This window comes from Streptomyces sp. NPDC107521 (assembly GCF_055598485.1).
In genome coordinates this window covers 63,093-87,999 of record NZ_JBVKAT010000001.1, presented here as the reverse complement: position 1 = coordinate 87,999, position 24,907 = coordinate 63,093, and the positions used below count along the sequence as shown (strand labels likewise).

At 74.4% G+C, this 24,907-nt stretch carries 23 protein-coding genes; 12 read left to right on the top strand and 11 right to left on the bottom strand.

The features are described 5' to 3' along the window. Positions 1–10 precede the first annotated feature (10 nt). From ACZ7LB_RS00360 to ACZ7LB_RS00350, 3 genes are all read right to left on the bottom strand, one after another. A complete protein-coding gene (locus ACZ7LB_RS00360; RefSeq protein WP_161224634.1) occupies positions 11–226 on the bottom strand; it encodes a hypothetical protein in 216 nt (71 codons plus the stop codon). Continuing rightward, positions 223–441 (bottom strand): hypothetical protein, encoded by a 219-nt coding sequence (locus ACZ7LB_RS00355; RefSeq protein ID WP_471464343.1) that lies wholly within the window; start codon positions 439–441, stop codon positions 223–225. The genes ACZ7LB_RS00360 and ACZ7LB_RS00355 overlap by 4 nt, the downstream gene beginning before the upstream one ends. A 359-nt stretch (positions 442–800) precedes the next feature. Further along, the gene (locus ACZ7LB_RS00350; RefSeq protein ID WP_471464341.1) at positions 801–1,775 is read right to left on the bottom strand and encodes an NAD(P)/FAD-dependent oxidoreductase; all 975 of its coding nucleotides are present in this window, start codon (positions 1,773–1,775) and stop codon (positions 801–803) included. Between the two features lie 91 nt (positions 1,776–1,866). Between ACZ7LB_RS00350 and ACZ7LB_RS00345 the strand changes: the two genes are divergently transcribed. After that, a complete protein-coding gene (locus tag ACZ7LB_RS00345) occupies positions 1,867–2,475 on the top strand; it encodes a helix-turn-helix domain-containing protein (RefSeq protein ID WP_471464339.1) in 609 nt (202 codons plus the stop codon). Positions 2,476–2,771: 296 nt separating this feature from the next. On the opposite strand, the gene ACZ7LB_RS00340 is transcribed toward ACZ7LB_RS00345, so the two are convergent. The 6 genes from ACZ7LB_RS00340 to ACZ7LB_RS00315 form a co-directional block, all read right to left on the bottom strand. Further along, complete coding sequence (locus ACZ7LB_RS00340; RefSeq protein WP_471464338.1) at positions 2,772–3,944, bottom strand: hypothetical protein; 1,173 nt, start codon at positions 3,942–3,944, stop codon at positions 2,772–2,774. A 246-nt stretch (positions 3,945–4,190) separates the two neighbouring features. Further along, complete coding sequence (locus ACZ7LB_RS00335; protein ID WP_471465095.1) at positions 4,191–5,171, bottom strand: SCO2521 family protein; 981 nt, start codon at positions 5,169–5,171, stop codon at positions 4,191–4,193. 1 nt (position 5,172) lies between these two features. Continuing rightward, on the bottom strand, positions 5,173–6,171 hold the full coding sequence (locus tag ACZ7LB_RS00330) for an SCO2522 family protein (RefSeq protein WP_471464336.1): 999 nt from the start codon (positions 6,169–6,171) through the stop codon (positions 5,173–5,175). Next, on the bottom strand, positions 6,168–7,085 hold the full coding sequence (locus ACZ7LB_RS00325) for an SCO2523 family variant P-loop protein (protein WP_471464334.1): 918 nt from the start codon (positions 7,083–7,085) through the stop codon (positions 6,168–6,170). Before ACZ7LB_RS00325 ends, ACZ7LB_RS00330 begins: the two co-directional genes overlap by 4 nt. Positions 7,086–7,087: 2 nt before the next feature. Further along, positions 7,088–8,938, bottom strand: a complete 1,851-nt coding sequence (locus ACZ7LB_RS00320) for an SCO2524 family protein (RefSeq protein ID WP_471464332.1) — start codon at positions 8,936–8,938, stop codon at positions 7,088–7,090. Positions 8,939–8,988: 50 nt separating this feature from the next. Beyond that, positions 8,989–9,738, bottom strand: a complete 750-nt coding sequence (locus ACZ7LB_RS00315) for an SCO2525 family SAM-dependent methyltransferase (protein ID WP_471464330.1) — start codon at positions 9,736–9,738, stop codon at positions 8,989–8,991. Positions 9,739–10,060: 322 nt separating this feature from the next. Here ACZ7LB_RS00315 and ACZ7LB_RS00310 point away from each other — a divergent pair, with 322 nt between their 5' ends. Continuing rightward, positions 10,061–10,630 carry a GNAT family N-acetyltransferase gene (locus tag ACZ7LB_RS00310; protein ID WP_471464328.1) on the top strand — a complete coding sequence of 190 codons (570 nt, stop codon included), beginning with the start codon at positions 10,061–10,063 and terminating at the stop codon, positions 10,628–10,630. Positions 10,631–11,361: 731 nt separating this feature from the next. Here the strand turns inward: ACZ7LB_RS00310 and ACZ7LB_RS00305 are convergent. Together ACZ7LB_RS00305 and leuA are read right to left on the bottom strand one after the other, a co-directional pair. Then, complete coding sequence (locus ACZ7LB_RS00305) at positions 11,362–12,057, bottom strand: TerB family tellurite resistance protein (protein ID WP_161224642.1); 696 nt, start codon at positions 12,055–12,057, stop codon at positions 11,362–11,364. 185 nt (positions 12,058–12,242) lie between these two features. Then, complete coding sequence (gene leuA / locus ACZ7LB_RS00300) at positions 12,243–13,964, bottom strand: 2-isopropylmalate synthase (protein ID WP_471464326.1); 1,722 nt, start codon at positions 13,962–13,964, stop codon at positions 12,243–12,245. Between the two features lie 351 nt (positions 13,965–14,315). Here leuA and ACZ7LB_RS00295 point away from each other — a divergent pair, with 351 nt between their 5' ends. The 10 genes from ACZ7LB_RS00295 (at position 14,316) to era (ending at position 24,651) form a co-directional block, all read left to right on the top strand. Then, a complete protein-coding gene (locus ACZ7LB_RS00295) occupies positions 14,316–15,386 on the top strand; it encodes a M4 family metallopeptidase (RefSeq protein ID WP_471465094.1) in 1,071 nt (356 codons plus the stop codon). Between the two features lie 21 nt (positions 15,387–15,407). Further along, positions 15,408–15,674, top strand: a complete 267-nt coding sequence (locus ACZ7LB_RS00290) for a protealysin inhibitor emfourin (protein WP_161224645.1) — start codon at positions 15,408–15,410, stop codon at positions 15,672–15,674. Positions 15,675–16,644: 970 nt separating this feature from the next. After that, on the top strand, positions 16,645–17,955 hold the full coding sequence (locus tag ACZ7LB_RS00285) for a GH1 family beta-glucosidase (protein ID WP_471464324.1): 1,311 nt from the start codon (positions 16,645–16,647) through the stop codon (positions 17,953–17,955). 147 nt (positions 17,956–18,102) lie between these two features. Continuing rightward, on the top strand, positions 18,103–19,179 hold the full coding sequence (locus tag ACZ7LB_RS00280; protein ID WP_471464322.1) for a PhoH family protein: 1,077 nt from the start codon (positions 18,103–18,105) through the stop codon (positions 19,177–19,179). Positions 19,180–19,191: 12 nt separating this feature from the next. Beyond that, on the top strand, positions 19,192–19,689 hold the full coding sequence (ybeY, locus tag ACZ7LB_RS00275) for an rRNA maturation RNase YbeY (protein WP_471464320.1): 498 nt from the start codon (positions 19,192–19,194) through the stop codon (positions 19,687–19,689). Next, complete coding sequence (locus ACZ7LB_RS00270; RefSeq protein WP_471464319.1) at positions 19,686–20,990, top strand: hemolysin family protein; 1,305 nt, start codon at positions 19,686–19,688, stop codon at positions 20,988–20,990. Before ybeY ends, ACZ7LB_RS00270 begins: the two co-directional genes overlap by 4 nt. Continuing rightward, positions 20,987–21,346 (top strand): MmcQ/YjbR family DNA-binding protein, encoded by a 360-nt coding sequence (locus ACZ7LB_RS00265; protein WP_471464317.1) that lies wholly within the window; start codon positions 20,987–20,989, stop codon positions 21,344–21,346. Before ACZ7LB_RS00270 ends, ACZ7LB_RS00265 begins: the two co-directional genes overlap by 4 nt. 370 nt (positions 21,347–21,716) lie before the next feature. Further along, positions 21,717–22,070 carry a cytidine deaminase gene (locus tag ACZ7LB_RS00260; RefSeq protein WP_471464315.1) on the top strand — a complete coding sequence of 118 codons (354 nt, stop codon included), beginning with the start codon at positions 21,717–21,719 and terminating at the stop codon, positions 22,068–22,070. A gap of 333 nt (positions 22,071–22,403) precedes the next feature. Then, the gene (locus tag ACZ7LB_RS00255) at positions 22,404–23,267 is read left to right on the top strand and encodes an alpha/beta fold hydrolase (protein WP_471464313.1); all 864 of its coding nucleotides are present in this window, start codon (positions 22,404–22,406) and stop codon (positions 23,265–23,267) included. 430 nt (positions 23,268–23,697) lie between these two features. Beyond that, positions 23,698–24,651, top strand: a complete 954-nt coding sequence (gene era, locus ACZ7LB_RS00250; RefSeq protein WP_265291303.1) for a GTPase Era — start codon at positions 23,698–23,700, stop codon at positions 24,649–24,651. The last annotated feature ends 256 nt before the right edge of the window (positions 24,652–24,907 follow it).

The window sequence follows — 24,907 nt, the reverse complement described above, 5'->3', positions numbered from 1 at the left end:
CGCGCATGGCTCAGAGCACCTCGCCCCGGCTGCGGGCGTTGGCGTGCGCCGTGGCCGCCCTCAGCCGCTCGGACTGGGTGGCGTAGCGCACGTAGCCGGGCACGGCGTCCCACTCCCGGCCGCCGCCGTAGGGGCGGAGCTGCACGTAGGGGCCCTGCCGTCCCATGACGACGCCGACCCGTCCGATGCGGGTGTCGACGGCGTGCGCGCCGACGGGCGGCATCACCTCGGCACCGCCGCGGGCCGCCGCGCGGGGGTGACGGAGCGCCGGACCGGCTCCGCGGGCGGGCGGGGCGCCTCCCCCGCCGGGGTGACCGGGCCGGGTCCGGGCGAGGGCGGGGTGGCTCCCGCCGTCGCGAGCAGCTCGCGCAATTCCCTCACGATGTCCTCCGCTTCCTCGACACGGGCCGTCGCGTGCCGTACCTCCACGGTGCTCCCCATTCTCGCCCGCCTTCACGCTTCGTGTCCTCATGGTGGCGCAGCGTGTCCGCGTCCGGAACGGATCGGTCACCGCAAGTGCCGATCGGCCCGAGGGGGTTGGTCATGGCCAACGGTTCGCGGCAGGCGACGCGGGAGCGCTTCGGCACGAGGGCCGAACCGGCGCCGGGAGGACGCCGCCGCCGTCCGGGCGGGGCCGGGCGTGCCGGTCCTCGTCCCCGGGAGGCGGGCAACGCCCCTCGGCGCGGGAGCACTTACGCGGTGGCGGGGACCGGACGGCGAGGCCCGCACCGAGGGGCGCCGGCACGCTCCCCGGCACCACCGTCCCGCCGGGCGGCGGCAGGCCCGGCGGGACCGGGCGGCTACCGGGCGGCGGCCGCGCGGTGCCGCTCGACGGCCAGGTCGACGTCCTCCTCCAGCAGGTCGGTGTTGAGGGCGAAGGCGGCGGCGGACCCCATCCCGGCGGCCGTGACGACCTGGGCGCGCGGGTCGACGACGTTGCCCGCCGCCCAGACCCCGGCGACGCCGGTGCGGCCGGTGCGGTCGGTGGCGACCCAGCCGTCGTCGCCCCGGGCGCAGCCCAGTCCGGTCAGCAGGTCGTCGTGCGGCACCGGGCGGGGGAAGACGAAGGCGGCGGTACGCGGGACGACCCGGCCGTCGCGGAGTTCGACACCGCGCAGCCGGTCGCCGTCGACCACGAGCCGGGTGACCTCGCCCTCCGCGAGCCGCAGGCCACGCGCCGCCAGCCGCTCCCGGTCCTGCGCGGTCAGGTCCAGGGTGTGCGGGAAGAGGACGACGTCGTCGCTCCACTGCCGCAGCAGCAGGGCCTGGTGCACCGCTCCCGGGTGGGTGCCGAGGACGGCCAGGGGCTGGTCGCGGACCTCGTGGGCGTGGCAGTAGGGGCAGTGCAGCAGGTCCCTGCCCCACCGCTCGCGCACTCCGGGGATGGCGGGCAGTTCGTCGCGCAGCCCGGTCGCGACCAGCAGGCGGCGGGCCCCGAGGACCACCCCGCCCGCCATCCGGACGAGGAAGCCGGGGTCGATCCCCTCCACCCGCCCCCGGACGAACCGGACGCCGTAGCGCTCGGCCTCGGCCCGCCCCAGGTCGAGCAGGGCCGCCGGGGGCAGCCCGTCGCGGGAGAGGAAGCCGTGCATGTGGGCGGCGGGGGCGTTGCGCGGCTCACCGGCGTCGACCACCATCACCCGGCGGCGGGCGCGGCCCAGGAGCAGGGCGGCGCTCAGGCCGGCCGCTCCGGCACCGACCACCACCACGTCGTGGGTCCCGTCCCGGTCGCCGCGCGGGGCCGTGCCGTTCGGGTCGTGCTTCGTATCGATCATGGGAACAACCTCCTGCCGCGATGGTGCGCGCCGGGTGCGGGGGCGACAACTCCTGTTGCCGTTTCCGCAACGGAGGCGGTGGAATGAGCGCATGGACGAGCAGTCGCAGATCGCCGCCGCGCTGGCCGGGGTGGGCCCCCGGCTCCGCCGGATCCGCACCGGGCGGGGGATGACCCTGGGCGCGCTGGCCGAGGCGACGGGCATCTCCAGGAGCACCCTGTCGAGGCTGGAGTCGGGCCTGCGCCGCCCCAGCCTGGAGCTGCTGCTGCCCCTCGCCCAGGCCCATCAGGTGCCGCTGGACGAGCTGGTCGGGGCGCCCGAGGTCGGCGACCCCCGGGTGCGCCCGAGGCCCCGGGTCCGCAACGGGCGGACGGTGATCCCGCTCTCGCACCGGCCCGGCGGGCTCCAGGCGTGGAAGTCGGTCATCCCCCCGGAGCAGGACCGGCCCGAACCGGTCACCCACGAGGGGTACGAGTGGCTGTACGTCCTGTCCGGGCGCCTGCGGCTGGTCCTGGCCGACCACGATCTGGTCCTGGGGCCGGGCGAGGCCGCCGAGTTCGACACCCGTCTGCCGCACTGGTTCGGCCCCGCGGACGGGTCCCCCGTGGAGATCCTCAGCCTGTTCGGCCCGCAGGGGGAACGCGTGCACGTCCGGGCCGGGCCCGGCACGCGCCGGGAGCGGCCCCCGTCCACCGGATAGGCCGGGCGGACGGGGACGCGGCGGCACGGGACGGGCCGGGACCGCGCCGGGGCGGCAGGCGGCAGGCGGCAGGCGGCAGGCGGCAGGCGGCAGGCGGCAGGCGGCAGGCGGCAGGCGGGCGACGGTGGGCGGTGGGCGGCCCGTCGGTGCGCGGTGCGCCACGGCGAGGAGGGCACCGCGAGGGGGCACCGCGGGGCCACGGGGACGCCCCCGGACGGGCCGCCGACCGCCGCCCCGGGTCGTCCCCGCGGGGGCGGCGACGGACCCTGCGGGCCCCGTGTGGCCCGCCGGCCGTCTCAGCCGTGGTCCACCATCCAGTTGCCGTCCTGCTCCGCGTCGACCCGGACCTCCAGCTCGCGCAGGCCCATCCCGGCGTCCCACAGCTCCCGGAAGCGCTTCATCCGGCCCTGCACATGGTCCTGGCGGGCGAGCAGCCGGGTGCGGACGTTCACGTCGCGCAGGTCCTGCTCGATCTCGAAGGAGACCTGCTCGTCGAAGACGATGAAGTCGTCGGTGGTGCCGCGCTGGAGGTTCGGCGGCAGCTCCGGCAGGACGGCCACCCGGATCTCGATGCGCAGCAGCTCCTGCTCCTCGCAGAGCCGCAGCAGCCGGTCGTCCAGGTCGGCGGCGCCCCCCAGCAGGAACAGGCGGCGCACCGGCACGTCCTGCTCCTCGATGGCCCGCTGCTGGGCCTGGAGGTAGCGCCCGGCGGGCTCGCTGCTCCAGAACTCCCGGTCCACGGAGGTGCTGATGGCGCTGATCGACTGCTCGGCGGCCCGGGTGAGGGTGAGCATCCAGTCGTGGTTCTCGCCCGCGCACTCGGCGCTCAGACCGGTGAGGTCGGCCATGTGGCCGAGGACCCGCTTCATCTCCAGCCGGACGAAGGAGTGGAGGATCGCGGGGCCGGGGGCCAGCACCTCCGCGAAGTTCTTGGCCAGTTCGGGCACCCCGTCGGCGCGGGCCCGGTCCAGCCGCGGATAGGGCTGGGGCGCCCGCCGCTGCTCCACCAGCGCCCGCTTGACCTCCTCGGTGTGGCGGCCCAGCGCGCCGCGCAGATGCTCCTCCTGCTGGTGCAGGGCGCCGCGGAGGTCCTCCTCCTGCCGGTGCAGGCCGTCGCGGACGGTGGCGCCCTGCCCGGCCAGGGCGTTCTCCACCCGGCGGAGGTGCTCGGCCGCCGCCCGGTCGCGGGCGCGGGCGCGCGGGTCCAGGGCCAGGAGGTACTGGGCGAGCACCGCCACGACGGCGCACAGCGCGGCGGCCCCGGCCTGTCGCGCCGTGCCGGAGTCCGGGGCGATCAGCGCCATGACGCCCCAGGCGCCGCCCCCGACGACGGGCCCGAGCGCCGCGAGCGGCCCCCAGCGGACGACGGCGGGCGCGCCCCGGGCTGCGCCCCGCCATGCCCGGAGCCGTCCGGGTCCTTCCGGTGTACGGCCTGCCTCGTCGGGCCGCGGTGACTGTGCCGTGCTCATCTCGCTGCTCCCCCCGTCGGGACGCGCTCGGATCGGGCGTGGTGCGGTGATGTGCGGGGACGGTGGTGCGGAAGGCGGTGCGGTGCGGGGTGGTGAGGATCGTGAAGTGGCGGGTCGTGCGGTGGTGGCGGTGCCGGATGGTGGGCTGGTGGACGGGTGTACGGCGTTCCCTCGTGCCGGGCCGGTGCCGCCGCGGGGGCGGCGCCGGCCCGGACCGCCGTACGGCGGTGGCGGCGCGGCGCCGGGTCAGGGTGCCGGTTCCACCTCCCGGGCCGGTTGGAGGACGGCGTACAGGGCCAGTTGGTCGCGGATGCGCTGGACGAGGGTCCGCCACTGGCGGGTGAACCCCGGCCGGGTCTCCAGGGGCTCCCACAACGGCGCCAGGTACGCCGGGACCCGGGCCCCGGGCATCCAGAGGTGCAGCAGGTGGTCGACGGCGGGGCGGACCGCGCGGACGACCGCGGGGCCGTCCTGGGCCGTCCCGGCGCCGAAGCGGACACCGTCGAGCATCCGGACCAGGGTGGTCAGCAGCCAGTCGTGCAGGGCGAGGTCGTCGCAGAGGTCCGCGAGGTCGGCGCCGGGGGTGTCCTCGGGCACCCGCAGCCGCAGGGTGCGCAGCTCGTCCTCCGCGAGGGTGAGCCGCTCCAGCGAGGGCTCCTCCCCGGGGTCGGCGGGCAGCGCCACCCAGCGCAGCCGGGTGGGGCGGGACTTCAGCGGCGGCCGGTGGTCCAGCAGCGGGTGGCGCAGCAGCCGGGTGAGCAGCCCGTCCGCGATCAGCCCCGCGTCGAGGTCGCCCCGGCGCCCGCCGCCGAGGACCCCGGCGGCGACCGCGTCGCGGGGCAGCCGGCCGAGGGGCTCGACCAGACCGGGCCGCACCAGGTACTCGCCCCAGGGGCGCCGCTGGTCGGGCCCGGAGGCGGGCAGCCGGAAGTACGCCGAGCTCTGGAGCACCCGCCCCTCGGTGAGCGAGGCCCGCGCGGCGACGGTGCCGACGGCGCGGACGCGGGCGCCGGTGGCGCTGGGCAGCGGACAGTCGACGCCGGTCAGGGTGCCGGGGGACCTGGCGTACAGGTTGGGGCGCTCGGAGAGCAGCACGCGTTCGTCGGCGCGCAGCCCGAGGAGCTGGGCGGCGGAGCGGATGTCGAGGGCCTGCCGGGCGGGCAGCAGACAGGTGCGGACCTCGCCGCAGGCGAGCACGGCGCGCGGTGTCCCCTCCCCCGGCGCCATGTCACCGGCCCGCGTAGAAGACATAGGAGATCCGGTCGGCCACCGAGTCGGGCACGGCCGCGTCCCGCTCCTCCTGCCGGGAGCGCCCGGTGGCCTGCGCCAGCGCGGTGGCGTCCACCTCGATCTGGTCGAGGACGACGCGCACCGCGTGCTCGACGGGCAGGAACCGGTTGGGCAGCACCGAGCAGGTCCGGTACGCGGAGAACGCGGCGGGCCGCTCGGTGAGCTGCACCAGGGCGGGCAGCTCGTCCCAGTCGGCGGGGAAGCCGGGGCCGGTACGGGGGCGGGGCACGAGGACCGCCTCGCCCTCGTGGCGCAGCAGTCCCAGCCGGGCGAGCTGCCAGACCGCGGCGAGGAACGGGCAGGACCAGGTGCGCCGTCCGTCGTCGTCCTCGCTCCACAGCTCGGCGTCCAGGAAGACGGAGTGGCGCCAGGCGGCCGTCTCGCGGGGCGGCTGCCAGGCGGCGGCCCGCTTCATCGCCTGCGGGGCGCGGGCGGCGGGGCCGCGCTCGCCGTTGGCCAGCCAGCCGGTCTCGGCGGCCGGGGGGCGCAGCCCGTGGCTGCCGGGCGGCGGTGACTCGACGATCCGCCCGGCCACCGCCTCCGCGACGGGCACCGTGCCGGTGACGGCGCAGCCCGACTCGCGGGCGAGGTAGTCGACGGTCAGCCCGGCGCGTTCGGCCTCCGCCAGGAGCATGGGCACCACCTCGGCGGGGGTGGCGAAGCGGGTGAAGTAGTCGTCGATGAGGAAGCAGGTGCTGATCCGGGGCCGCTTCCCGCCGGCCCGCGCGGTGGCCGCGGCCCGCGCCGCCTCGGCCCAGGGCCGCACCTGGGCGAAGTGCCGCCGCAGCCGCTCGGGCCCGGCCTCGAAGTCCTCCATGTACAGGTGGCCCAGCTCCAGCGAGAGGTGGGCCAGCGGCACCGCCTCCACCCGGGGCTCGGCCGCCGTCTCCCGGAAGCCGTCGTCCCCGTCCGCCGCCGGATGTCCGCCGTCGCTCACGGCCGCCCCCAGTGCTCGTCGTCCGTGAGCCGCCGGGCGATCTCCTCCAGCGCCTCCAGGGTCTCCTTGTTGGCGATCTGGGTGGAGAGCACGTCCTCCTCGGTGATCAGCTGCTCGCGCCACTGGAGGGTGGGCTCCAGGGGCACGATGCCGAGGACGACGCTGTCCCCCACGCGCTGCTCGGCGGCCAGCCGGCGCAGCGCGTCGTCGCAGGCCTGCATCCAGGCGGACTGGGCGGGCGAGCCCTGGGCCCAGATGGGCGACTCGGGGTCGGGGACGGCGGCCCGCACGAAGCGGATCGCGGACCGCAGCGCGTCCTCGTCGTGGCCGCGTTCGACGCCGGAGGCGAGGAGGCCGTGGGCCTCGTGGACCAGTCCGGCGGCGGCGATGACGTGCTGGCGGGTCCAGCGGTGGAAGACCAGCCAGCGGAAGGGCACGTAGCGCATCCGCGGGTGGGCGGTCGCGGCGAGGATCATGTCGACGGCGTAGCTGCGTCCGGCGCTGAGGTCGACCAGGACGATGTCGAACTCGCTGTGCAGGCGCAGCAGCAGGTCGACGCAGCGGTCCCGCACCTCCTCGCCGGTGGCGAACTCGCCGCCGCCCGCGTCGCCCGGGAACAGCACCAGACGGCCCGCCCGGTTGGGCCGGGCGCGCAGCTGGGGGTGCTCGGTCCGCCGCCAGACGTCGACGCGGACCGGTTCCGCGGCGGTGCCCTCCAGGTAGGAGTGGAGCCCCTGCTCGCCGGTGCCGCGCAGGGCGTCGGGCACGTCGAAGACGGCGGCGGCGGTGGGCGAGCCGAAGTCGAAGTCCACGTAGGCGACGTGGTCCCCGGCCAGGGCGCGCTGGTAGGCCAGGTTGGCGCTGGTGACCGAGCGGCCGGTGCCCCCCTTGTCGGAGGCGGCGAAGACGAGCATCCTCACACCTCCCGCGCCGCTGCGCCTCTGGCCTGGGCCAGGGTGTCCAGCTCCTGGAGCACGGGCAGGGCCAGGGCGAAGGCGGTGGCGGGGCGTTCGTCGACCAGTTCGCGGGCGTGTTCGAGGCGGTTCTCGATGTTGCGCAGGGCGCGGGCGCGGCTCCCGTCCCGGGTGGAGCCGGCCTCCAACTGCTCCCTGCCGAACAGGTGGGTGGCCTCGCTGAGCAGTTCCCTTGCCAGGTCGGCGAGTTCGGGGCTGCGGATGGGCTGCTGCTCGTAGAGGTTGCGGGCGGCGACCAGGCATTCGGTGATGCGCTCGGTGATGCTCCAGGACATCCGGGGGCCGACGTCACGGGCGTCGGGGTAGACGGCCCGCGCGTCGTCCCAGAGGCCGGCGCCGTCCGCTTCCTCGTCCTCGATCCGGCGGTTCCACAGGTGCTCGAAGACCTGCTCGGCCAGACGGAGCAGCCGGTCCTGGGCGGCGATGTTCCGGGACAGCTCGGCCAGTTGGATGCTGCGCTTGAGGAGCTGGGCGGAGAAGTCGGTCATCCTCCACAGCAGCAGCCCGCCGGTGCGCTCGGAGCCCGCGAGCGGCATGGTGACGCCGGGGTGGTGCAGCCGGACGGCGGGGTCGTCGCGGGTCATGCGGCTGGTGACCCGGCCGCGGTCGGCGAGCCGTTCCATGATGGCGACGGTGCGGGTGAGGTCGTCGTCGGTGGCCTTCCGGCGGACCAGGTCGTGCACGAGGATCGCGGCGACGGTGAGCGAGAAGTACTCGGACTCCAGCCGCAGTCCGGTGGTCTGCCAGGGCAGGTCCTCCAGCGGCCAGCGGGCGGCGCCGAAGCGGGCGATGGCCGACCAGTACTGCTGGCTCAGCTCCCAGCGCAGCCGCAGGGCCTCGGCGAGCTTCTGCTGGTCGGGCCCGAGGAGGCCGAGGGTCAGGGTGCGCTCGGAGAAGAGGTCCTGGATGCCGTCGAGGGCGACGACGGTGAAGTACACGTAGGGCAGCCGGTCCGCGAAGCCGTCGGGCTGGCCGGGGAAGGGCGCCTCCAGGTCGGTGACCTCCGGGGCGCCGTGCACCACGCCCCAGGCCCAGCCGCACTCGAAGAGCTGGCTCTCGTCGCGGATGCTCTCGTCGAACTGGATGCCGCGGGTCAGGCTCTCGATGATGGTGGCGCGCAGCGGGCGCAGCCGGCGGGAGAACTGCTGGAGGACCTGCCGGTCGGACTGGCTGCCCTGCCCGATGACCTGGATCAGCCGCTTGCCCTGTTCGGACTCGGCGTCGAAGACGTTGACGGTGAAGGAGCGCAGCAGGCTGATCATCGCGGCGGTCAGCCGGGTGTTGGTGGTCTCCCGCAGCTCGCCGATGGCCCGGCGCATCTCGGGCCGGGCGGTGCTGGCCTCGTAGACCTTGAGGAAGCCGAGGGTGGCGAGGCAGAGCGTGATCGACATCGAGTAGGAGTCGACCACGCCCAGCCGGCTCTGCTCGTCGGAGAGTTCGACGTCGGGTCCGCTGGGGCGGAAGTAGTGGCCGCCGGGGAAGGTGGGCCGGTTGTCGGCGTCGGTGTGGGTGCGCATGAAGTGGGCGAGCGCGGAGATGATGTTGGCGGGGATCTCCAGCCGGGTCCCGATCCGGTCCAGGGCCCGCAGGACGTCCCGTTCCGTGGTGTCCGGCTGGTCGAGCCGGAAGGCGGGCACCTCCGTGGCCGGGTAGAGCAGGCAGAGCAGCCGCTCGGCGTCCGCGACACTGCTCGTCCCGTCGGTCTCGCCCAGGATGGGCTTTCCGTCCTCGAACGAGTGCCGGGCCATGGCCCGCCAGATGTCCAGCAGATGCTGGCGCGGCTTGATCTGCATCCGCCCCCCTCAGACAGATCCCGGTGCCCCTTGTCGGTCCGTCCCCGTTCCTAGGGGGCGGCAATCCCCATATCGCGCCGTCCCAGGGCGAGGAGCATTCCCTCGTGTCCCGGGCGCACCATGTGGTGGAGATCGTGGATCTCCAGTTCCCCGGCGAAGGGTTCCAGGCTTTCCCTCACCCGCGCCTCGTTCACGCGAAAGGCCGGGAAACGGTGTTCCCCGACCCGGTATCCGACGGATTCCTTCATGAAGGCGGCGGCGAACGGCGCGCCGTCGTTGAGGCTGCTCATGAAGTTGCGCACGCCGGCCTCGAACTCCTCGGGATACTCCGACATCGACTCGGCGACGAAGAACATCGTCCCGATGTCCCAGCGGCGCCGTCCGTCGAGGTCGAAGAGGTTGGCGCGCTCCACCCGGACGATCTCGCCGAATCTCTCCCTCGGTTCGACCGCGGCGTAGGCGGGCGCCTCCGCCAGCACCTCCCAGAAGGCGTCCCACGCGGAGTCGTATCCTCCGGGGGCGAGCTGTCTTTCCAGGTAGGCGACGTTCGGCGGGGCGTATTCCAGCAGCAGGACCTTGTGGCACCAGGGGAGCATCGAGAGCGCGGGGTAGAGGTTCGCCCCGGCGCCCACGTCGACCCCGCGCACGGAATCCGGAATTCCCCCGGAGAAGCACCGGCCGAAATGGTCGCGCATCAGCCGGACGATCAGCACGTCGACATCGAGTGGCGTCCGGTAGTTGTTGTCGACGTACGTCTCCGGATCGAACTTCGACCAGGGCGCGTCGGCGTTGCGATCCATAATCACCCTGCCGTGTTTCCGCTCGATGTGTGGACGGACCGTGTGCCGCGCGCGGCCCGTGAACGCCGACCGTGGGCGGCGGCGCCTCCATTGGTCGCACGGTAGGCCACCGAGGCGGCCGCGGACAGCCGCGAACTCGCCAGTCCTCCAGTGCCGGGGGCACGTCGGGCGCATCGATGCATACGCCAACTTCCCCTTGAATGAAGGAAGTTGAGCGCTCACTGTAGCGACATCGCGTCACCTGCCGCCACCGAACCGTCCATTCTTCCGGGGGTGTGACGGCAGATCACCGACATTGACGCCGTCGCGACCGGGAGGTGGCATGACCGCCGAATCACTGGAACGTCCCCTGGGGATCCCCTCGGACCGCCGCGAGTGGCGGGACGGGCGGACACCGTCCGCGGACCGGGCGCGGCTCGTGCTGCGCACGGCTCGCGAGGAGGACCTGCCCGAACTGCTGCGGCTGGACCGGGAGGTGTTCCAGGACGTCGCCTACCCCGGCTTCCTGCTGCGCCAGATGTGGGACATGTACGCCGAGCACTTCCTCGTCCTCGACGCGGGCGAGGGGCGGCTGCGGGGCTACGTGCTGGCCGCCACCACGACGCCGGCGCTGGGCCTGGACAGCTGGGTCCTGGGCCTGTGCGTGGCCCGGGACCGCCGCCGCCGGGGGCTGGGGCGGGAGCTGATGACGGAGATCATCGCCCGGCTGCGCCGGGACGGGGTCGCGCGGGTGCGGCTGACCGTGGAGCCCGCCAACCGGGCCGCGATCCGCCTCTACCGCTCGCTGGGCTTCCGGCCCGAGGACCCGGACGCGGGGCTGCGGCCGGACTACTTCGGCCCCGGGATGCACCGGCTGGTACTGGGGCTGCCGCTCACCCCGGCCGAGGTGTGAGGCGCGCCGGGGTCGCGCCGCGCGGGGGCGGCCGACGCGTGGCCCCGGCCCCACGGACCGGACCCACGCCGGCCCCGTGGCCCGGAGCCACGCCGGTCCTGACGCCCGGGCCCGCGGGGTCCCGGCCCCGGCCCGGCCCCGGCCCCGCGGCGTCGCCGACGAACGCGGCGGCGCCGCCCCGCGTGGCTCCCGGCGGTACGACGCGGTCCGGTGCGGCCCCCGTGCGGTCCAGCGGCCCGCGTGACCCGGCGAGGCGGCCCGCCGCGAGGCCCAGCAAGAGGCGGCGCAGGCGACCGGGCGTCGTGCGGTGCCCACCCCGGTGGCCCGGTCTCCTCGGCGCGGGCGCCCCCGCCGGGCGGCGGACGGGCGGCGGTGCGGATCGCCGATCCGGAGGGCCCGGCGGTCCGGCGCGGCCCGGCGGCCGAACGAAGCGGATCCGGAGGTTCGGCGACCCCCGCCAGCTCGGCACCCCCGGCGTCGCCCCGGCGGCCCGGCGACTCCGCGGCGGCTCCGCGGCGGCCCGGCGGCCGAACGAGAGCCTCGGCGACCCCCCGGCTGCCCGGTGGCTCCGCGGCCACCCGGCGGCCGAGTGGCGCCGGACGCGCGGCGGCCCCGACCGTGCGGCGGCGCACGGATCAGCCCCACGGCCGTCCGGTGCTACGGCACCGGCCGCACCCGCCGGGGTCCGGCGGCCCGGTGGCCCCTCGGTGAGCGGGTGTCCGGCCGCCCCGTCAGGACGGGGTGCCCGCCGAGTGGAGGAGGCGGCTGACGTCGGCGGAGGGCAGGGTCAGGGCCGCGCCGACCGTGGCGAGGGCGTCGCGCTCGGCGGGGGTGTAGGGGCCGTCGGCCAGGGCGATGCGGGCGCCGGTCAGCAGGATCGACTCGCGGCCGGGCGCCGCCAGGTGCGGGGCCAGCGGGTCCAGCGCCTCGTGCAGCTCTATGGCCAGCCCGGGCACGCACGGCTCCCCGTGGATGCGCCCGGTGTCCGCCTCCACCGCCTCGACCAGGGCGCTCAGCCGCTCCTCCGTGCAGTCCTCGAAGCCCGCGGCCCGCACCGCGACGGCGGCCGTCTCCAGCGCCGTGCGCGAGGAGGTGCCGCCCGCCGTGAGCACCGCGAGCGCGACGGTGTGCACGGCGTCGCGGAGCATCGCGGAGAAGCGGGTGGTGGTCGGGTGGTCCAGGATCTCGGTGCCGTAGTGACCGCGGCACGCCGCGCACTCCACGGTGGGCGCGGACTCGCCCCGGGGCAGCACCGGCACCCCGAGCACGGTCAGCCGCCGGCGGCCGGTGAGCCGCTGGTAGTTGCGGTCGCCGCCGCAGCCGGGGCAGAAGAACTCGCCGTCACCGATGGGGGTCCAGGCGGTGCGCGTGCCCACGACGCGTGGCAGCCGGGCAGTTCGGTCGTCTCGTCCCCGTCCAGGCAGCACGTCGCACCTCCATAACCGCACGGCAGCATCGCCGCGCTGGCGTGATGTTAGCCACATCGCCGACGTGGAGTCAGTACCCAGGAGGAGACCTTTCTGTGACCTTGGCGTCACCCTGGCCGGTAAACGACGGAGCCCCGCCCGCCATTTTTCGGGCGGGCGGGGCTCCAAACCACTGATTCGGCTGGTCAGCGAGACGCGCGATTGACGGCCGAGACCACAGCCTTCATCGAGGCGCGCGTGGTGTTCGCGTCGATTCCGACGCCCCACAGAACCTTGTCGCCGACGGCGCACTCGATGTAGGAAGCGGCCTGGGCGGAGGCGCCCTCGCTCATCGTGTGCTCCTGGTAGTCCAGCAGCCGCACGTCGACGCCGACGCCCTCCAGCGCGTGGAAGAACGCCGAGATCGGCCCGTTGCCGGAGCCGACCAGGGTGGTCTCCCGCCCGTCCACGGCGGCTTCCACGGTCAGCGTGTCCACGCCGTCGCGGTCGGTCGTGGTCTGGCCCTGGGCGACCTGGATGCGGCCCCAGGGGTTGTCCGGGTTGGGCAGGTACTCGTCCTGGAAGACGTCCCAGATCGCCGCCGGGGTGATCTCCCCGCCCTCGGCGTCGGTCTTGGCCTGGATGATCCTCGAGAACTCGATCTGCATCCGGCGCGGCAGGTCCAGCTTGTGGTCGTTCTTCAGGACGTAGGCGATGCCGCCCTTGCCGGACTGCGAGTTGACCCGGATGACCGCCTCGTAGGAGCGGCCCACGTCCTTGGGGTCGATGGGCAGGTACGGCACCGCCCACTCGATGTCGTCGACGGTGACGCCGCGGGCCGCCGCGTCGGCCTCCATCGCGTCGAAGCCCTTCTTGATGGCGTCCTGGTGGGAGCCGGAGAAGGACGTGTAGACCAGGTCCCCCACGTACGGGTGGCGCGGGTGGACCTCCATCTGGTTGCAGTACTCCCAGGTGCGGCGGATCTCGTCGATGCCGGAGAAGTCGACCTGCGGGTCCACGCCCTGGGAGAACAGGTTCATGCCCAGGGTGACCAGGTCGACGTTGCCGGTCCGCTCGCCCTGCCCGAACAGGCAGCCCTCGACGCGGTCGGCGCCCGCCATCAGCGCCAGCTCGGCCGCCGCCACCGCCGTGCCGCGGTCGTTGTGCGGGTGCACGGACAGGCAGACGTACTCGCGGCGGGACAGGTGGCGGCCCATCCACTCGAAGCGGTCCGCGTGCGTGGACGGCGTCGAACGCTCCACCGTGGCGGGCAGGTTGAGGATGATCTCGCGGCCCGGGCCGGGCTGGTAGGTGTCCATCACCGCCTCGCAGACCTCCAGCGCGAAGTCCAGCTCGGTGTCGGTGAAGATCTCCGGCGAGTACTGGTAGCCGAACTCCGTCTCCGGGCCCAGCAGTTTCTCGGCGTACTCCATGACCAGCCGGGTGCCGTCGACGGCGATCTGCTTGATGTCGTCCCTGGAGCCCCGGAAGACCACCCGGCGGAACACCGGCGCGGTGGCGTTGTACAGGTGGACGGTGGCCCGGCGGGCGCCCTTCAGGGACTCCACGGTGCGCTCGATCAGGTCCTCGCGGGCCTGCGTCAGGACGGAGATGGTCACGTCCTCCGGGATGGCGTCCGGGTCCTCGATGATCGAGCGTACGAAGTCGTAGTCGGTCTGGCCGGAGGCCGGGAAGCCGACCTCGATCTCCTTGTAGCCCATCCTGACCAGCAGGTCGAACATCGCGCGCTTGCGGGCGGGCGACATCGGGTCGATCAGGGCCTGGTTGCCGTCGCGCAGGTCGGTGGAGAGCCAGCGGGGGGCGGCGGTGATCCGGCGGGAGGGCCAGGTGCGGTCGGCGATGTCGACCTGCTCGTAGCCGCGGTACTTGCCGGTGGGCATGGGGCTGGGCTGCTGGCGGTTGACCATGATGGTGTGGGCTCCTCGTGATAGCCGCGGTGTCCGCGTGTCCGGAAGGACGGCCGACGGCACCACCAAGCTCCGCGGGGAGGGAGTCGGCCTTCTACAGGCCCTCGCCGCGGCAGCTAAGGAGAAGCAGCCCGAATCGCATGATGCTCCGCACCTTAGCCGAGCCACGCCGGTCGCGCGGGTCCGTCCCAGTATGCGGGACCACACGGGTAACCCGGACAAAACGTGCTCCATACCACCATCGCGATCGCCACGGAACCCCCCGCGCACCGCAGTTCATCCATCACGGTTGCTTCTGGTGACAGGAGCGTCACGCAGTGCGATGGTTTTTCCATGACGACCTCCTCGGGCATCACCACCCACGGGCGCTTCGAGCCCGTCTTCTGCACGATCGTGCCGCCGCACGTCCTCGACCGGCTCGCCCGGCACGCGGACCCGGTCCTCGCCGGGCCCGCCCGCCGCACCCTCCAGCGCGACGCCTTCGAGCGCACCCACCGCGGTCTGACCACCGTCATCGGCGCCCCCGGCGTCGCCCCGCGGGCCGGCGCCGAGGCCGGCAAGCCCCACCGCACCATCTACGACGCGCGGCACGGGACGGACCTGCCCGGCCGCAAGGTCCGCCGCGAGGGCGACGAGCCCGGCAAGGACGCCACCGTCAACCGCGCCTACGCGGGGCTCGGCGCCACCTTCGAGCTGTTCCTCACCGCCTTCCGGCGCGACTCCATCGACGGCGCCGGGCTCCCGCTGGACGCGACGGTGCACTACGACCGGGAGTACAACAACGCCTTCTGGAACGGCGAGCAGATGGTGTTCGGCGACGGCGACGGCGAGATCTTCCTCGACTTCACCATCCCCGTCGACGTCATCGGCCACGAGTTGGCCCACGGCGTCACCCAGCACACCGCCAACCTCACCTACTACGGGCAGCCGGGCGCGCTCAACGAGTCGGTGTCCGACGTCTTCGGCTCCCTCATCAAGCAGTACACGCTGGGCCAGACCGCCGCCGAGGCCGACTGGCTGATCGGCGCCGGGCTGCTCGCCGAGCGGGTCACCGGGGTCGCGCTGCGCTCCATGAAGGCCCCCGGCACGGCGTACGACGACGACGTCCTCGGCAAGGACCCGCAGCCCGCGACGATGGACGACTACGTGCGCACCGGCCGCGACAACGGGGGCGTCCACATCAACTCCGGCATCCCCAACCACGCCTTCTACCTCCTCGCCACCGCCCTCGGCGGCAAGGCATGGGAGAAGGCCGGCCAGGTCTGGTACGACGTGCTGGCCGGCGGCGAGCTGGCCCAGGACGCCCAGTTCGCGGACTTCGCCGCGCTGACCGTGGCCGCCGCCCGCGAGCGCTTCGGCGAGGGCGACGACCTGGACGCGGTGGCCAAGGCGTGGGAGCAGGTCGGGGTGCCCACGTCGTAGCCCCGTACGGGACACTGAGCCATGCGGATTCAGGTGAGGCGCACGGGCGGTTTCGCGGGCATCGAACGCCACGCGGAGATCGACACGGCGGGGCGGCCCGACGCGGACGAGTGGCGGGCCCTGGCCGAGCGGGTGGTCGCGAGCGGCCGGGGCGCGCCGCCGCCCGGCGTGCCGGACGGTTTCGGCTACGAGATCACCGTCGACGGCAGGACGGTGTACACCGCCGACCCCCGGCTGACGGACGAGCAGCGCAGGCTGATCTCAAGGGTGTTGAAGGAGGGGGCGTAGAGGCGAAGCCCCGACGCGCGGCGGAGGGGGCGGATGCCTGAGGCACCGCGCCGGGGATGGGCCCGCCCTGCGGCGCAGGGGTGGATGCCCTGCGTGCGGCGCAGAGCGGGAGCCCGACCCACGGCACAGGGGCGGAGGGCCGGGCCATCGGCCCGGGCACACGGCTCCGGGCCGGGCCGCCGGGCCGGGGCTTCACGCGTCACGGCGGCCCGCCGGGCGCGGGCGCGGGGCGGGCGGAGGCCGTGCCACTATCCGCCAGCGGTCCGCGACCAGCGGGGACCGGGCGCCCGTAAAGGGGCCGCCGCTGACGGCGGGCCCGTGCGGCGGGGTCGGGGACGCGACGCCGCCCGGGCCATTACGGGCGGTTGCCCCGCCGCCCCCGGAGGCGCGCGCCGTCGGGGACCGGGACCCGTGGGACCGATGGGGCGCCCCGGGCCGCACCGGTGGGGCGCCCCGGGCCGGGTCGGGGCGCACGAGCGGCGGTCCCGAGTGCGGGCGGTGGACCGGCGCGCCGCACGGAGGTGTCCGCGCGCCCGCACGGGTCCGCGCACGCGCCCCCACCCTGGCGCACCGGCCCCGCACGGGGGCGCGGACCCCCGCCGCGGCCCCCTCGGGCCCCCAACGCCCCCGGGACCTCCCGCAGGCCCCGCGGCTGTCGTCGCAGACCCCGCCCGGCAGGCCCCGAGGCCGTGGCCGCGGGCTCCGCGGCCGTCCCCGTGGGACACCTCCGCGGGCTCCTCGGGATCCTTCCGCCACAGCCACGCCCGCCCCCTCCGCCGAGGACACCGCGCCGAACACCGCCGACGCGCCTCCGTCACCCCCCGCACCCGGCCCCGCGGGCCCCCACGCGGCCCCCGCCCCGCGCCGCGGACACCGCCCCCGGCCCTTCTCGGGCCCGCCCCCGTCACCCCGGATCCCTTTCCCCGCACGGCCGTTGACTTCCCTTACCGCCGGTACGGATGATCCGTGCATGGCGACCGAACCCCTGCCCCGGTTCCCGGACGGCTTCCAGTGGGGGGTGGCGACCTCGGCGCACCAGATCGAGGGCGCCGCGGACCTGCGCGCTCCCTCCGTCTGGGACGCCTTCGCGGACGAGCCCGGCCGGATCAAGGACGGCTCCACGGCGGCGGTGGCCTGCGACCACTACCACCGCTACCGCGAGGACGTGGCGCTCCTGGCGGACCTGGGCGTGGACGCCTACCGCTTCTCGGTCTCCTGGCCCCGGACGGAGTCCCCCGGCGGCGCGGACTTCTACGACCGCCTGGTCGACGAGTTGTGCGCGGCGGGGGTGCGCCCGGTGCCGACCCTCTTCCACTGGGATCTGCCGCTCGGCCTGGACTGGCTCGACCGCGACACCGCCCCGCGCTTCGCGGAGCACGCGGCGGCTGTCGCGGAGCGGCTCGGCGACCGCGTCACCCGGTGGATCACCCTCAACGAACCCGCCGAGCACACCCTGCTGGGCCACGCCCTGGGCACCCACGCCCCCGGCCGGGCCCTGCTGTTCGACGCCCTGCCCGCCGCCCACCACCAACTCCTCGCCCACGGCCTCGCGGTGCGCGCGCTGCGCGCCCACGGCGCCGCGGACATCGGCATCGCCAACTCCCACACCCCGGTCCGGCCCGCCTCCGACGACCCCGCCGACCGGGCCGCGGCCGGCTTCTACGACCTGCTGCTCAACCACCTTTTCTCCGACCCGCTGCTCACCGGCCGCTACCCCGACGGCATCGCGGAGCTGCTGCCGGGCGACGTGGCGGCCGACCTGGAGGCCATCGCCGAGCCCCTGGACTGGTACGGCGTGAACTACTACGCCCCCGCCCGGGTGGGCGCCCCGCTCGGCACTCCGAGCGGGGCGGGCGGCGTCACCCTCCCCGCCGGGCTGCCCTTCTCCCTGCGGCCCCCCGAGGGCCACCCCCTGACGGACTTCGGCTGGCCGGTCGTCCCGGAGGCCCTGACCGGGCTCCTCACCGGACTGCGCGACCGCTACGGCGACCGGCTGCCGCCCGTGGTCATCACCGAGAACGGCTGCTCCTACGAGGGCCTCGACGACCGCGACCGCGTCGCCTACCTCGACGGCCACCTCCGCGCCCTGCACACGGCGCTCACCGCCGGGGTCGACGTGCGCGGCTACTTCGTGTGGTCGCTGCTGGACAACTTCGAGTGGGCGGAGGGCTACGCACGGCGCTTCGGGCTGGTCCACGTGGACTTCGCGACGCTGGAGCGCACCCCGAAGACGTCGTACCACTGGTTCCGGGACGTCCTGCGGCGGCAGCGGGGCGCCTGAGCGGGCGCTCCGCCGGGGCCGTCCCGGGAGCCGCCGGGGAAAAGCCCTCGGCGGTGTCGGCGTGGAGTCGTACGCTGGAGTCAGCAGACCCACCCGTCACGCGGCACCCGCCGCAGAGGAGGACGAGCAGGCCTAGAGCGCCGGCCCATGACGCAGACACCCTCAGCTCACCCGCCCGCGCAGGGGCAGGCGAGAGCACAGTTCACCGTCCCCGCCCGGCACCCCATGGTGACCGTGCTCGGGTCGGGAGATTCGCTGCTGCGCGTGATCGAGAAGGCCTTCCCGGCGGCCGACATCCATGTCCGGGGCAATGAGATCAGCGCCGTCGGCGACGCGCGCGAGGTGGCCCTCGTCCAGCGCGTGTTCGACGAGATGATGCTGGTGCTGCGCACGGGGCAGCCCATGACGGAGGACGCAGTGGAACGCTCGATCGCCATGCTCAGGGCGAGCGGGAACGGGGAGGGCGAGGGGCAGGAGACCCCGGCCCAGGTGCTCACGCAGAACATCCTGTCCTCGCGGGGACGCACCATCCGTCCCAAGACGCTCAACCAGAAGCGGTACGTCGACGCCATCGACAAGCACACCATCGTCTTCGGCATCGGCCCCGCCGGCACCGGCAAGACCTATCTGGCCATGGCCAAGGCCGTGCAGGCGCTCCAGTCCAAGCAGGTCAACCGGATCATCCTGACCCGCCCGGCGGTCGAGGCCGGCGAGCGGCTCGGGTTCCTCCCGGGCACCCTGTACGAGAAGATCGACCCCTATCTGCGCCCGCTCTACGACGCGCTGCACGACATGCTCGACCCCGACTCCATCCCGCGGCTGATGGCGGCGGGCACCATCGAGGTCGCGCCCCTGGCGTACATGCGCGGCCGGACGCTGAACGACGCGTTCATCATCCTGGACGAGGCGCAGAACACCAGCCCCGAGCAGATGAAGATGTTCCTGACCCGGCTCGGCTTCGACTCGAAGATCGTGATCACCGGTGACGTGACCCAGGTCGACCTGCCCGGCGGCACCAAGTCCGGGCTGCGGCAGGTCCAGGACATCCTGGACGGCGTCGAGGACGTCCACTTCTCCCGGCTGACGTCCCACGATGTCGTCCGGCACCGGCTGGTGGGCCGTATCGTCGACGCCTACGAGAAGTACGACAGCAGGAACGGCACCGGGAACGACGCCCACCAGGGCACGCAGGACGGACCCGGCGCCAAGGCCAAGGGGAAGTAGACCAGCGCAACCATGTCGATCGACGTCAACAACGAGTCCGGAACCGAGGTCGACGAGCAGGCGATCCTCGACATCGCCCGCCACGCCCTCGCGCGGATGCGCATCCACCCGCTCTCCGAACTGTCGGTGATCGTCGTGGACGCCGACGCCATGGAGCAGCTGCACATCCAGTGGATGGACCTGCCCGGCCCGACGGATGTCATGTCCTTCCCGATGGACGAGCTGCGTCCGCCGTCGAAGGACGACGAGGAGCCGCCGCAGGGCCTGCTCGGCGACATCGTGCTCTGCCCGGAGGTCGCCGCCCGGCAGGGCGAGGAGGCGCCGACGCGGCACTCCATGGACGAGGAGCTGCAGCTCCTCACCGTCCACGGGGTGCTGCACCTGCTCGGCTACGACCATGAGGAACCGGACGAGAAGGCCGAGATGTTCGGTCTGCAGGCCGCCATCGTGGACGGCTGGCGCGCGGAGAAGGGCCTGACCGGCCCGTCCCCGGCCCCCACCGTCTCATGAGCCTCCCGCTCGTCGCCGGAGCGGTCGCCCTGGTGGTGATCGCCTGGCTCGCCGCGTGCGCGGAGGCGGGGCTCGCCAGGGTCTCCAGCTTCCGCGCGGAGGAGGCCGTCCGGTCGGGCCGGCGGGGCAGCGCCAAGCTGGCGCGGGTCGCGGCCGATCCGACCCGCTATCTGAACGTGGCCCTGCTGGTCCGCGTGGCCTGCGAGATGGCCGCCGCGGCCCTGGTCACCTACGCCTGTCTGAGGCAGTTCGACGGCACCGCGCGGGCACTGGTCGTCGCCATCGCGGTGATGGTCCTGGTCTCCTACGTCGCCGTCGGCGTCTCGCCGCGCACCATCGGCCGCCAGCACCCGCTGAACACGGCGACGGCGGCGGCGTACGTGCTGCTGCCGCTGGCCCGGGTCATGGGCCCGGTCCCCTCGCTGCTGATCCTCCTCGGCAACGCGCTCACCCCCGGCAGGGGCTTCCGCCGGGGCCCGTTCGCCTCCGAGGCGGAGCTGCGGGCCATGGTGGACCTCGCGGAGAAGGAGTCGCTGATCGAGGCCGAGGAGCGCCGCATGGTGCACTCGGTGTTCGAGCTGGGCGACACCCTGGTGCGCGAGGTGATGGTCCCGCGCACCGACCTCGTCGTCATAGAGCGCTACAAGACCATCCGCCAGGCGCTCACCCTGGCCCTGCGCTCCGGTTTCTCCCGCATCCCGGTCACCGGGGACAGCGAGGACGACATCGTGGGCATCGTGTACCTCAAGGACCTGGTCCGCCGCACCCATGTCAGCCGGGAGGCGGAGAACGCGCTGGTCTCCACCGCGATACGGCCCGCGGTCTTCGTGCCCGACACCAAGAACGCGGGCGATCTGCTGCGCGAGATGCAGAAGGCGCGCAACCACGTCGCCGTCGTCGTCGACGAGTACGGCGGCACCGCCGGGATCGTCACCATCGAGGACATCCTGGAGGAGATCGTCGGGGAGATCACCGACGAGTACGACCGCGAGCTGCCGCCGGTGGAGGAGCTGGGCGGGGGCCGCTTCCGGGTCACCGCCCGCCTCGACATCGGGGACATGGGCGAGCTGTACGGGCTGGAGGAGTTCGACGACGAGGACGTGGAGACCGTCGGCGGGCTGCTGGCCAAGGCGCTGGGCCGGGTGCCGATCGCGGGTGCCACCGCGCGGGTGGAGCTGCCCGACGGGCATGAGCTGCGGCTGACGGCGGAGGCGGCGGCGGGCCGCCGGAACAAGGTGGTGACGGTGCTGGTGGAGCCGGTGGACCCGGCGGAGCCGGCCGGACCGGAGGACCCGGAATGACCCCCGGGGAACTGCGGACCTTCTGCCTCTCCTTCAACGGATCGGCGGAGGACTTCCCCTTCGACGCGGCGACGTCGGTCTTCCGGGTGGAGGGCAGGATGTTCGCGCTGACCGCGCTGGACGCGAGCCCGCTCAAGGTCAGCCTGAAGTGCGACCCGGACGAGGCGGTGCGGCTGCGCGGGGAGCACCCGGAGCTGATCGTGCCGGGCTGGCATCTGAACAAGCGGCACTGGAACACGGTGACGGCGGACGCGGACCTGCCGGACCGCGTGGTGCGGGAGCTGACCGAGGACTCCTACGACCTGGTGGTGGCGGGCCTCCCCCGGGCGGCCCGGCTGCGCCTCGACCGCCCCTGACGACCGGGGGCCGGGCTGCGGGCGAGGGGCGGCCGATGGCGGCTCCCGCGGCCCGCCGGAACGGCCGGTCACCGCGCGAACGCGCCGCCCGCCGAACGCCAGGCCGGCCACCCGGCCACCCGGCCACCCGGCCACCCGGCCACCCGACGGTACGACCGCCGTACCGGGCCCGTCGTTCGACGGGAGGGCTACGGCGCTGGGGGCGTTCGCCCGACAGGACGTCCGCGGCGCTGGGGCCGGTCGCCCCACGAGGCGGCGGCGGGCACGAGGGGCGTCGCTCAACAGGACGGCTGCGGCACCGGGAGTCCCTGGTCCCTCGGACAGGGCGGCCGTATACCGGGCGGGCAGGACGGCTCCGTATGCTCGACCCATGACCGAAACCCCCGACCTCGACCCCGAGGACCGCAAGATCGTCACCCTGGCCCGCTCGGCCCGGGCCCGCAACGGCGTGCCGGAGGGCGCGGCCGTACGCGACGAGACCGGCCGCACGTACGTCGCCGGGACGGTCGCCCTGGACTCCCTGCGGCTGAGCGCGCTGCGCACGGCGGTGGCGATGGCGGTGGCCTCCGGAGCGACGTCCCTGGAGGCGGCGGCCGTGGTGACCGCCGCGGAGTCGGCCTCCGCCGAGGACCTGGCCGCGGTCCGCGACCTGGGCGGCACGGGCACCCCGGTCCTGCTGGCCGCCCCGGACGGAACCGTCCGCGAGACCATCCCGGCCCCCTGACAGGACCCGGCCGTCCGGCCCCGGGCTCGGGGATACCTCCGTCCCGGGGCTCCGCCCCCTCTGCGGGCCGAGCCCGAGGAGCACCTCACGGGCCGGGCGGCCGGGCTCGGGACACCCCGAAGTCCGAACCGCGGAGTCCCGGATCACCGAGACCCCGCCCGCCGTGAGGGAGCGCCGCGGACGTCTCACTCGTCACTGACTCGTGCCGCTGATTCGCGCAGCATGTGGGCTTTCCAGCGCCGAGTGCTGTTCCCTTCCTCGCTGCCGTGGCCGGTGGGGGAGGGACGGAAGCCGGGAGGCGGGCACGGGACAATGGGGATCATGGATTACGGCGTGTGTGAACCAGTGCGGCTCGGACAGGTCCGGCTGCCGGATGGTCGACTCCTGGGCTGGGCGGAATGGGGACCAGCCGACGGCACCCCCGTGCTGCTGTGCCCGGGGGCGGCCACCAGCAGATGGCTCGGTCTGGGCGGCGGCGTCGTCGACGCAGCAGGTGTCCGGCTCATCAGCGTGGACCGGCCCGGCCTCGGCGCCTCCGACCCGGCCTCCGGCCGGACCCTGACCAGCTGGGCCGCCGACATCCGGCACCTCATCCAAGAGCGGGCGCTGCGGGCGCCGTCGGCGGTGGGGTTCTCGCAGGGGGCACCGTTCGCCCTCGCCCTGGCGGCAAACGGTCTGGTGAACGCGGTGGCGGTGGTGTCCGGCAGCGACGAACTCGCCCATCCTCGCTTCGCCCACTCGCTGAACCCGCAGGTGAGGGACATGGTGGACGCCGTCGCGGCCGACCCCGGCGCCGCTGAGGCCTCCTTCGCCGGTTTCGGCAGCGCCGACGCGCTGTGGGACCTGATCATCACGACGAGCCCCGAGGCAGATCGCACGGTCTACACCGACCCGGTCTTCCAGCACGCCTTCCGGCACGCGATGGACGAGGCCTTCCGCCAGGGGCCAGCAGGCTATGCCCGCGACACCGTCCTGGCGATGGGCCGCTGGCCATTCGACCCCGCCGACATCGCCGTCCCGGTCGACCTCTGGTACGGACAGCAGGACACCAGCCCGGTCCACTCCCCGGACCTGGGCGAAACGCTCGCCCAGATGATCCCGACGGCGACCCGGCACCTGCTCCCCGCCGCCGCGGGATCCCTGCTCTGGACACACGCCGAGGCCGTCCTGCGCACCTTGCTGGCCCACGCCCGGTGACGACGGTGGAATCGAGCACGCTTGGCGAAGACCTGCGGAGTCACCGAACAGGTCCTGCTGGACGCACCCGAATCAGATCGCTGAGGGCGCCCTCCGCACAGATGACGCCCCGGCGGGTCGGCGGTCCGGGCGATCGACGCCGAGTCCTGCCGGAGCAACCGCGGAGCGGGAGGCGGGAGCGCGACCGGACCGGTCCCGCTCCCGCTGGGCGGGGGACGGCCCCGGCGGTCGTCCCCGGGCGGCGTCGGCGGCTCCCGAGCCGTCCCGGCGGTGGGTCGGCGTGGGACGGGGCGTCCGGGCGGCCGCGCGCGTCCCCCGGGCACCCGACCCGGCCCGGTCCGCGCGGGTGGGCCGGGGCCGGTGGGGGTCCCGGCCGGCGCCGTGGGCCGGTGGTGCGGGCGGGGCCCGGGTATCAGGGACAATGGACGCCATGAGCGTGCGCACCCAGTCATCCGAAGAACCGGCCGAGAGCGTCCACAGGGCCGGCTTCGCCTGCTTCGTGGGCCGCCCCAACGCGGGCAAGTCCACCCTCACGAACGCTCTGGTCGGGCAGAAGGTGGCGATCACCTCCAACCGCCCGCAGACGACCCGGCACACCGTCCGCGGGATCGTGCACCGCGCGGACGCGCAGCTGATCCTCGTGGACACCCCCGGGCTGCACAAGCCGCGCACCCTGCTGGGCGAGCGGCTCAACGACGTGGTGCGCGCCACCTGGGCCGAGGTCGACGTCATCGGCTTCTGCCTGCCGGCCAACGAGAAGCTCGGCCCCGGTGACCGCTTCATCGCCAAGGAGCTGGCGGGGATCCGGAAGACCCCCAAGGTCGCGATCATCACCAAGACGGACCTGGTCGACAGCAAGACCCTCGCCGAGCAGCTCATCGCCGTGGACCGGCTGGGCGAGGAGCTGGGCATCACCTGGGCGGAGATCGTCCCGGTGTCCGCCACCGCCAACAAACAGGTGGACCTCCTCGCCGAGCTGCTGGTCCCGCTGCTGCCCGAGGGTCCCGCGCTCTACCCGGAGGGCGACCTCACCGACGAGCCCGAGCAGGTCATGGTCGCCGAGCTGATCCGCGAGGCCGCGCTGGAGGGCGTGCGCGACGAGCTGCCGCACTCCATCGCCGTCGTCGTCGAGGAGATGCTGCCGCGCGAGGACCGCCCCGCCGACAAGCCGCTGCTGGACATCCACGCCAACGTCTTCATCGAGCGGCCCAGCCAGAAGGGCATCATCATCGGCCCCAAGGGCAAGCGCCTCAAGGACGTGGGCATCAAGTCCCGCAAGCAGATCGAGGCCCTGCTCGGCACCCCGGTCTTCCTCGACCTCCATGTGAAGGTCGCCAAGGACTGGCAGCGCGACCCCAAGCAGCTCCGTCGCCTGGGCTTCTGAGCCGACCGGGCCCCGCGCAGGAAGGGCCGGGCCCGCCGGAGGAACCGGGCCCGCCGGAGGAACCGGGTCCGCCGGAGGAACCGGGTCCACGAGGAGGGCAAGGGCTCCGCGAGGTCGCGGGGCTCCGACGGAGGGCTCGCGGCTCCGGCCGGAAGCGCCCGGAACCTCCGGCGGATGCCCGGGACTCCCTCCCCGGGAGCGACACCGGGGCGCCAGCACGCGAAGACGCCACGGCACACCCGGGGCCACCCCCTGG

Bases quoted from the DNA above. Each gene is read 5' to 3' on its own strand.
- ACZ7LB_RS00325 (WP_471464334.1), bottom strand. From the start codon at position 7,085: ATGCTCGTCTTCGCCGCCTCCGACAAGGGGGGCACCGGCCGCTCGGTC.
- ACZ7LB_RS00350 (WP_471464341.1), bottom strand. From the start codon at position 1,775: ATGATCGATACGAAGCACGACCCGAACGGCACGGCCCCGCGCGGCGAC.
- ACZ7LB_RS00265 (WP_471464317.1), top strand. From the start codon at position 20,987: ATGACCCCCGGGGAACTGCGGACCTTCTGCCTCTCCTTCAACGGATCG.
- ACZ7LB_RS00310 (WP_471464328.1), top strand. From the start codon at position 10,061: ATGACCGCCGAATCACTGGAACGTCCCCTGGGGATCCCCTCGGACCGC.
- ACZ7LB_RS00270 (WP_471464319.1), top strand. From the start codon at position 19,686: ATGAGCCTCCCGCTCGTCGCCGGAGCGGTCGCCCTGGTGGTGATCGCC.
- ACZ7LB_RS00315 (WP_471464330.1), bottom strand. From the start codon at position 9,738: ATGGATCGCAACGCCGACGCGCCCTGGTCGAAGTTCGATCCGGAGACG.
- ACZ7LB_RS00340 (WP_471464338.1), bottom strand. From the start codon at position 3,944: ATGAGCACGGCACAGTCACCGCGGCCCGACGAGGCAGGCCGTACACCG.
- ACZ7LB_RS00335 (WP_471465095.1), bottom strand. From the start codon at position 5,171: ATGGCGCCGGGGGAGGGGACACCGCGCGCCGTGCTCGCCTGCGGCGAG.
- leuA (WP_471464326.1), bottom strand. From the start codon at position 13,964: ATGGTCAACCGCCAGCAGCCCAGCCCCATGCCCACCGGCAAGTACCGC.
- ACZ7LB_RS00280 (WP_471464322.1), top strand. From the start codon at position 18,103: ATGACGCAGACACCCTCAGCTCACCCGCCCGCGCAGGGGCAGGCGAGA.
- ACZ7LB_RS00345 (WP_471464339.1), top strand. From the start codon at position 1,867: ATGGACGAGCAGTCGCAGATCGCCGCCGCGCTGGCCGGGGTGGGCCCC.
- era (WP_265291303.1), top strand. From the start codon at position 23,698: ATGAGCGTGCGCACCCAGTCATCCGAAGAACCGGCCGAGAGCGTCCAC.
- ACZ7LB_RS00355 (WP_471464343.1), bottom strand. From the start codon at position 441: ATGGGGAGCACCGTGGAGGTACGGCACGCGACGGCCCGTGTCGAGGAA.
- ACZ7LB_RS00320 (WP_471464332.1), bottom strand. From the start codon at position 8,938: ATGCAGATCAAGCCGCGCCAGCATCTGCTGGACATCTGGCGGGCCATG.
- ACZ7LB_RS00285 (WP_471464324.1), top strand. From the start codon at position 16,645: ATGGCGACCGAACCCCTGCCCCGGTTCCCGGACGGCTTCCAGTGGGGG.
- ACZ7LB_RS00260 (WP_471464315.1), top strand. From the start codon at position 21,717: ATGACCGAAACCCCCGACCTCGACCCCGAGGACCGCAAGATCGTCACC.
- ACZ7LB_RS00290 (WP_161224645.1), top strand. From the start codon at position 15,408: ATGCGGATTCAGGTGAGGCGCACGGGCGGTTTCGCGGGCATCGAACGC.
- ybeY (WP_471464320.1), top strand. From the start codon at position 19,192: ATGTCGATCGACGTCAACAACGAGTCCGGAACCGAGGTCGACGAGCAG.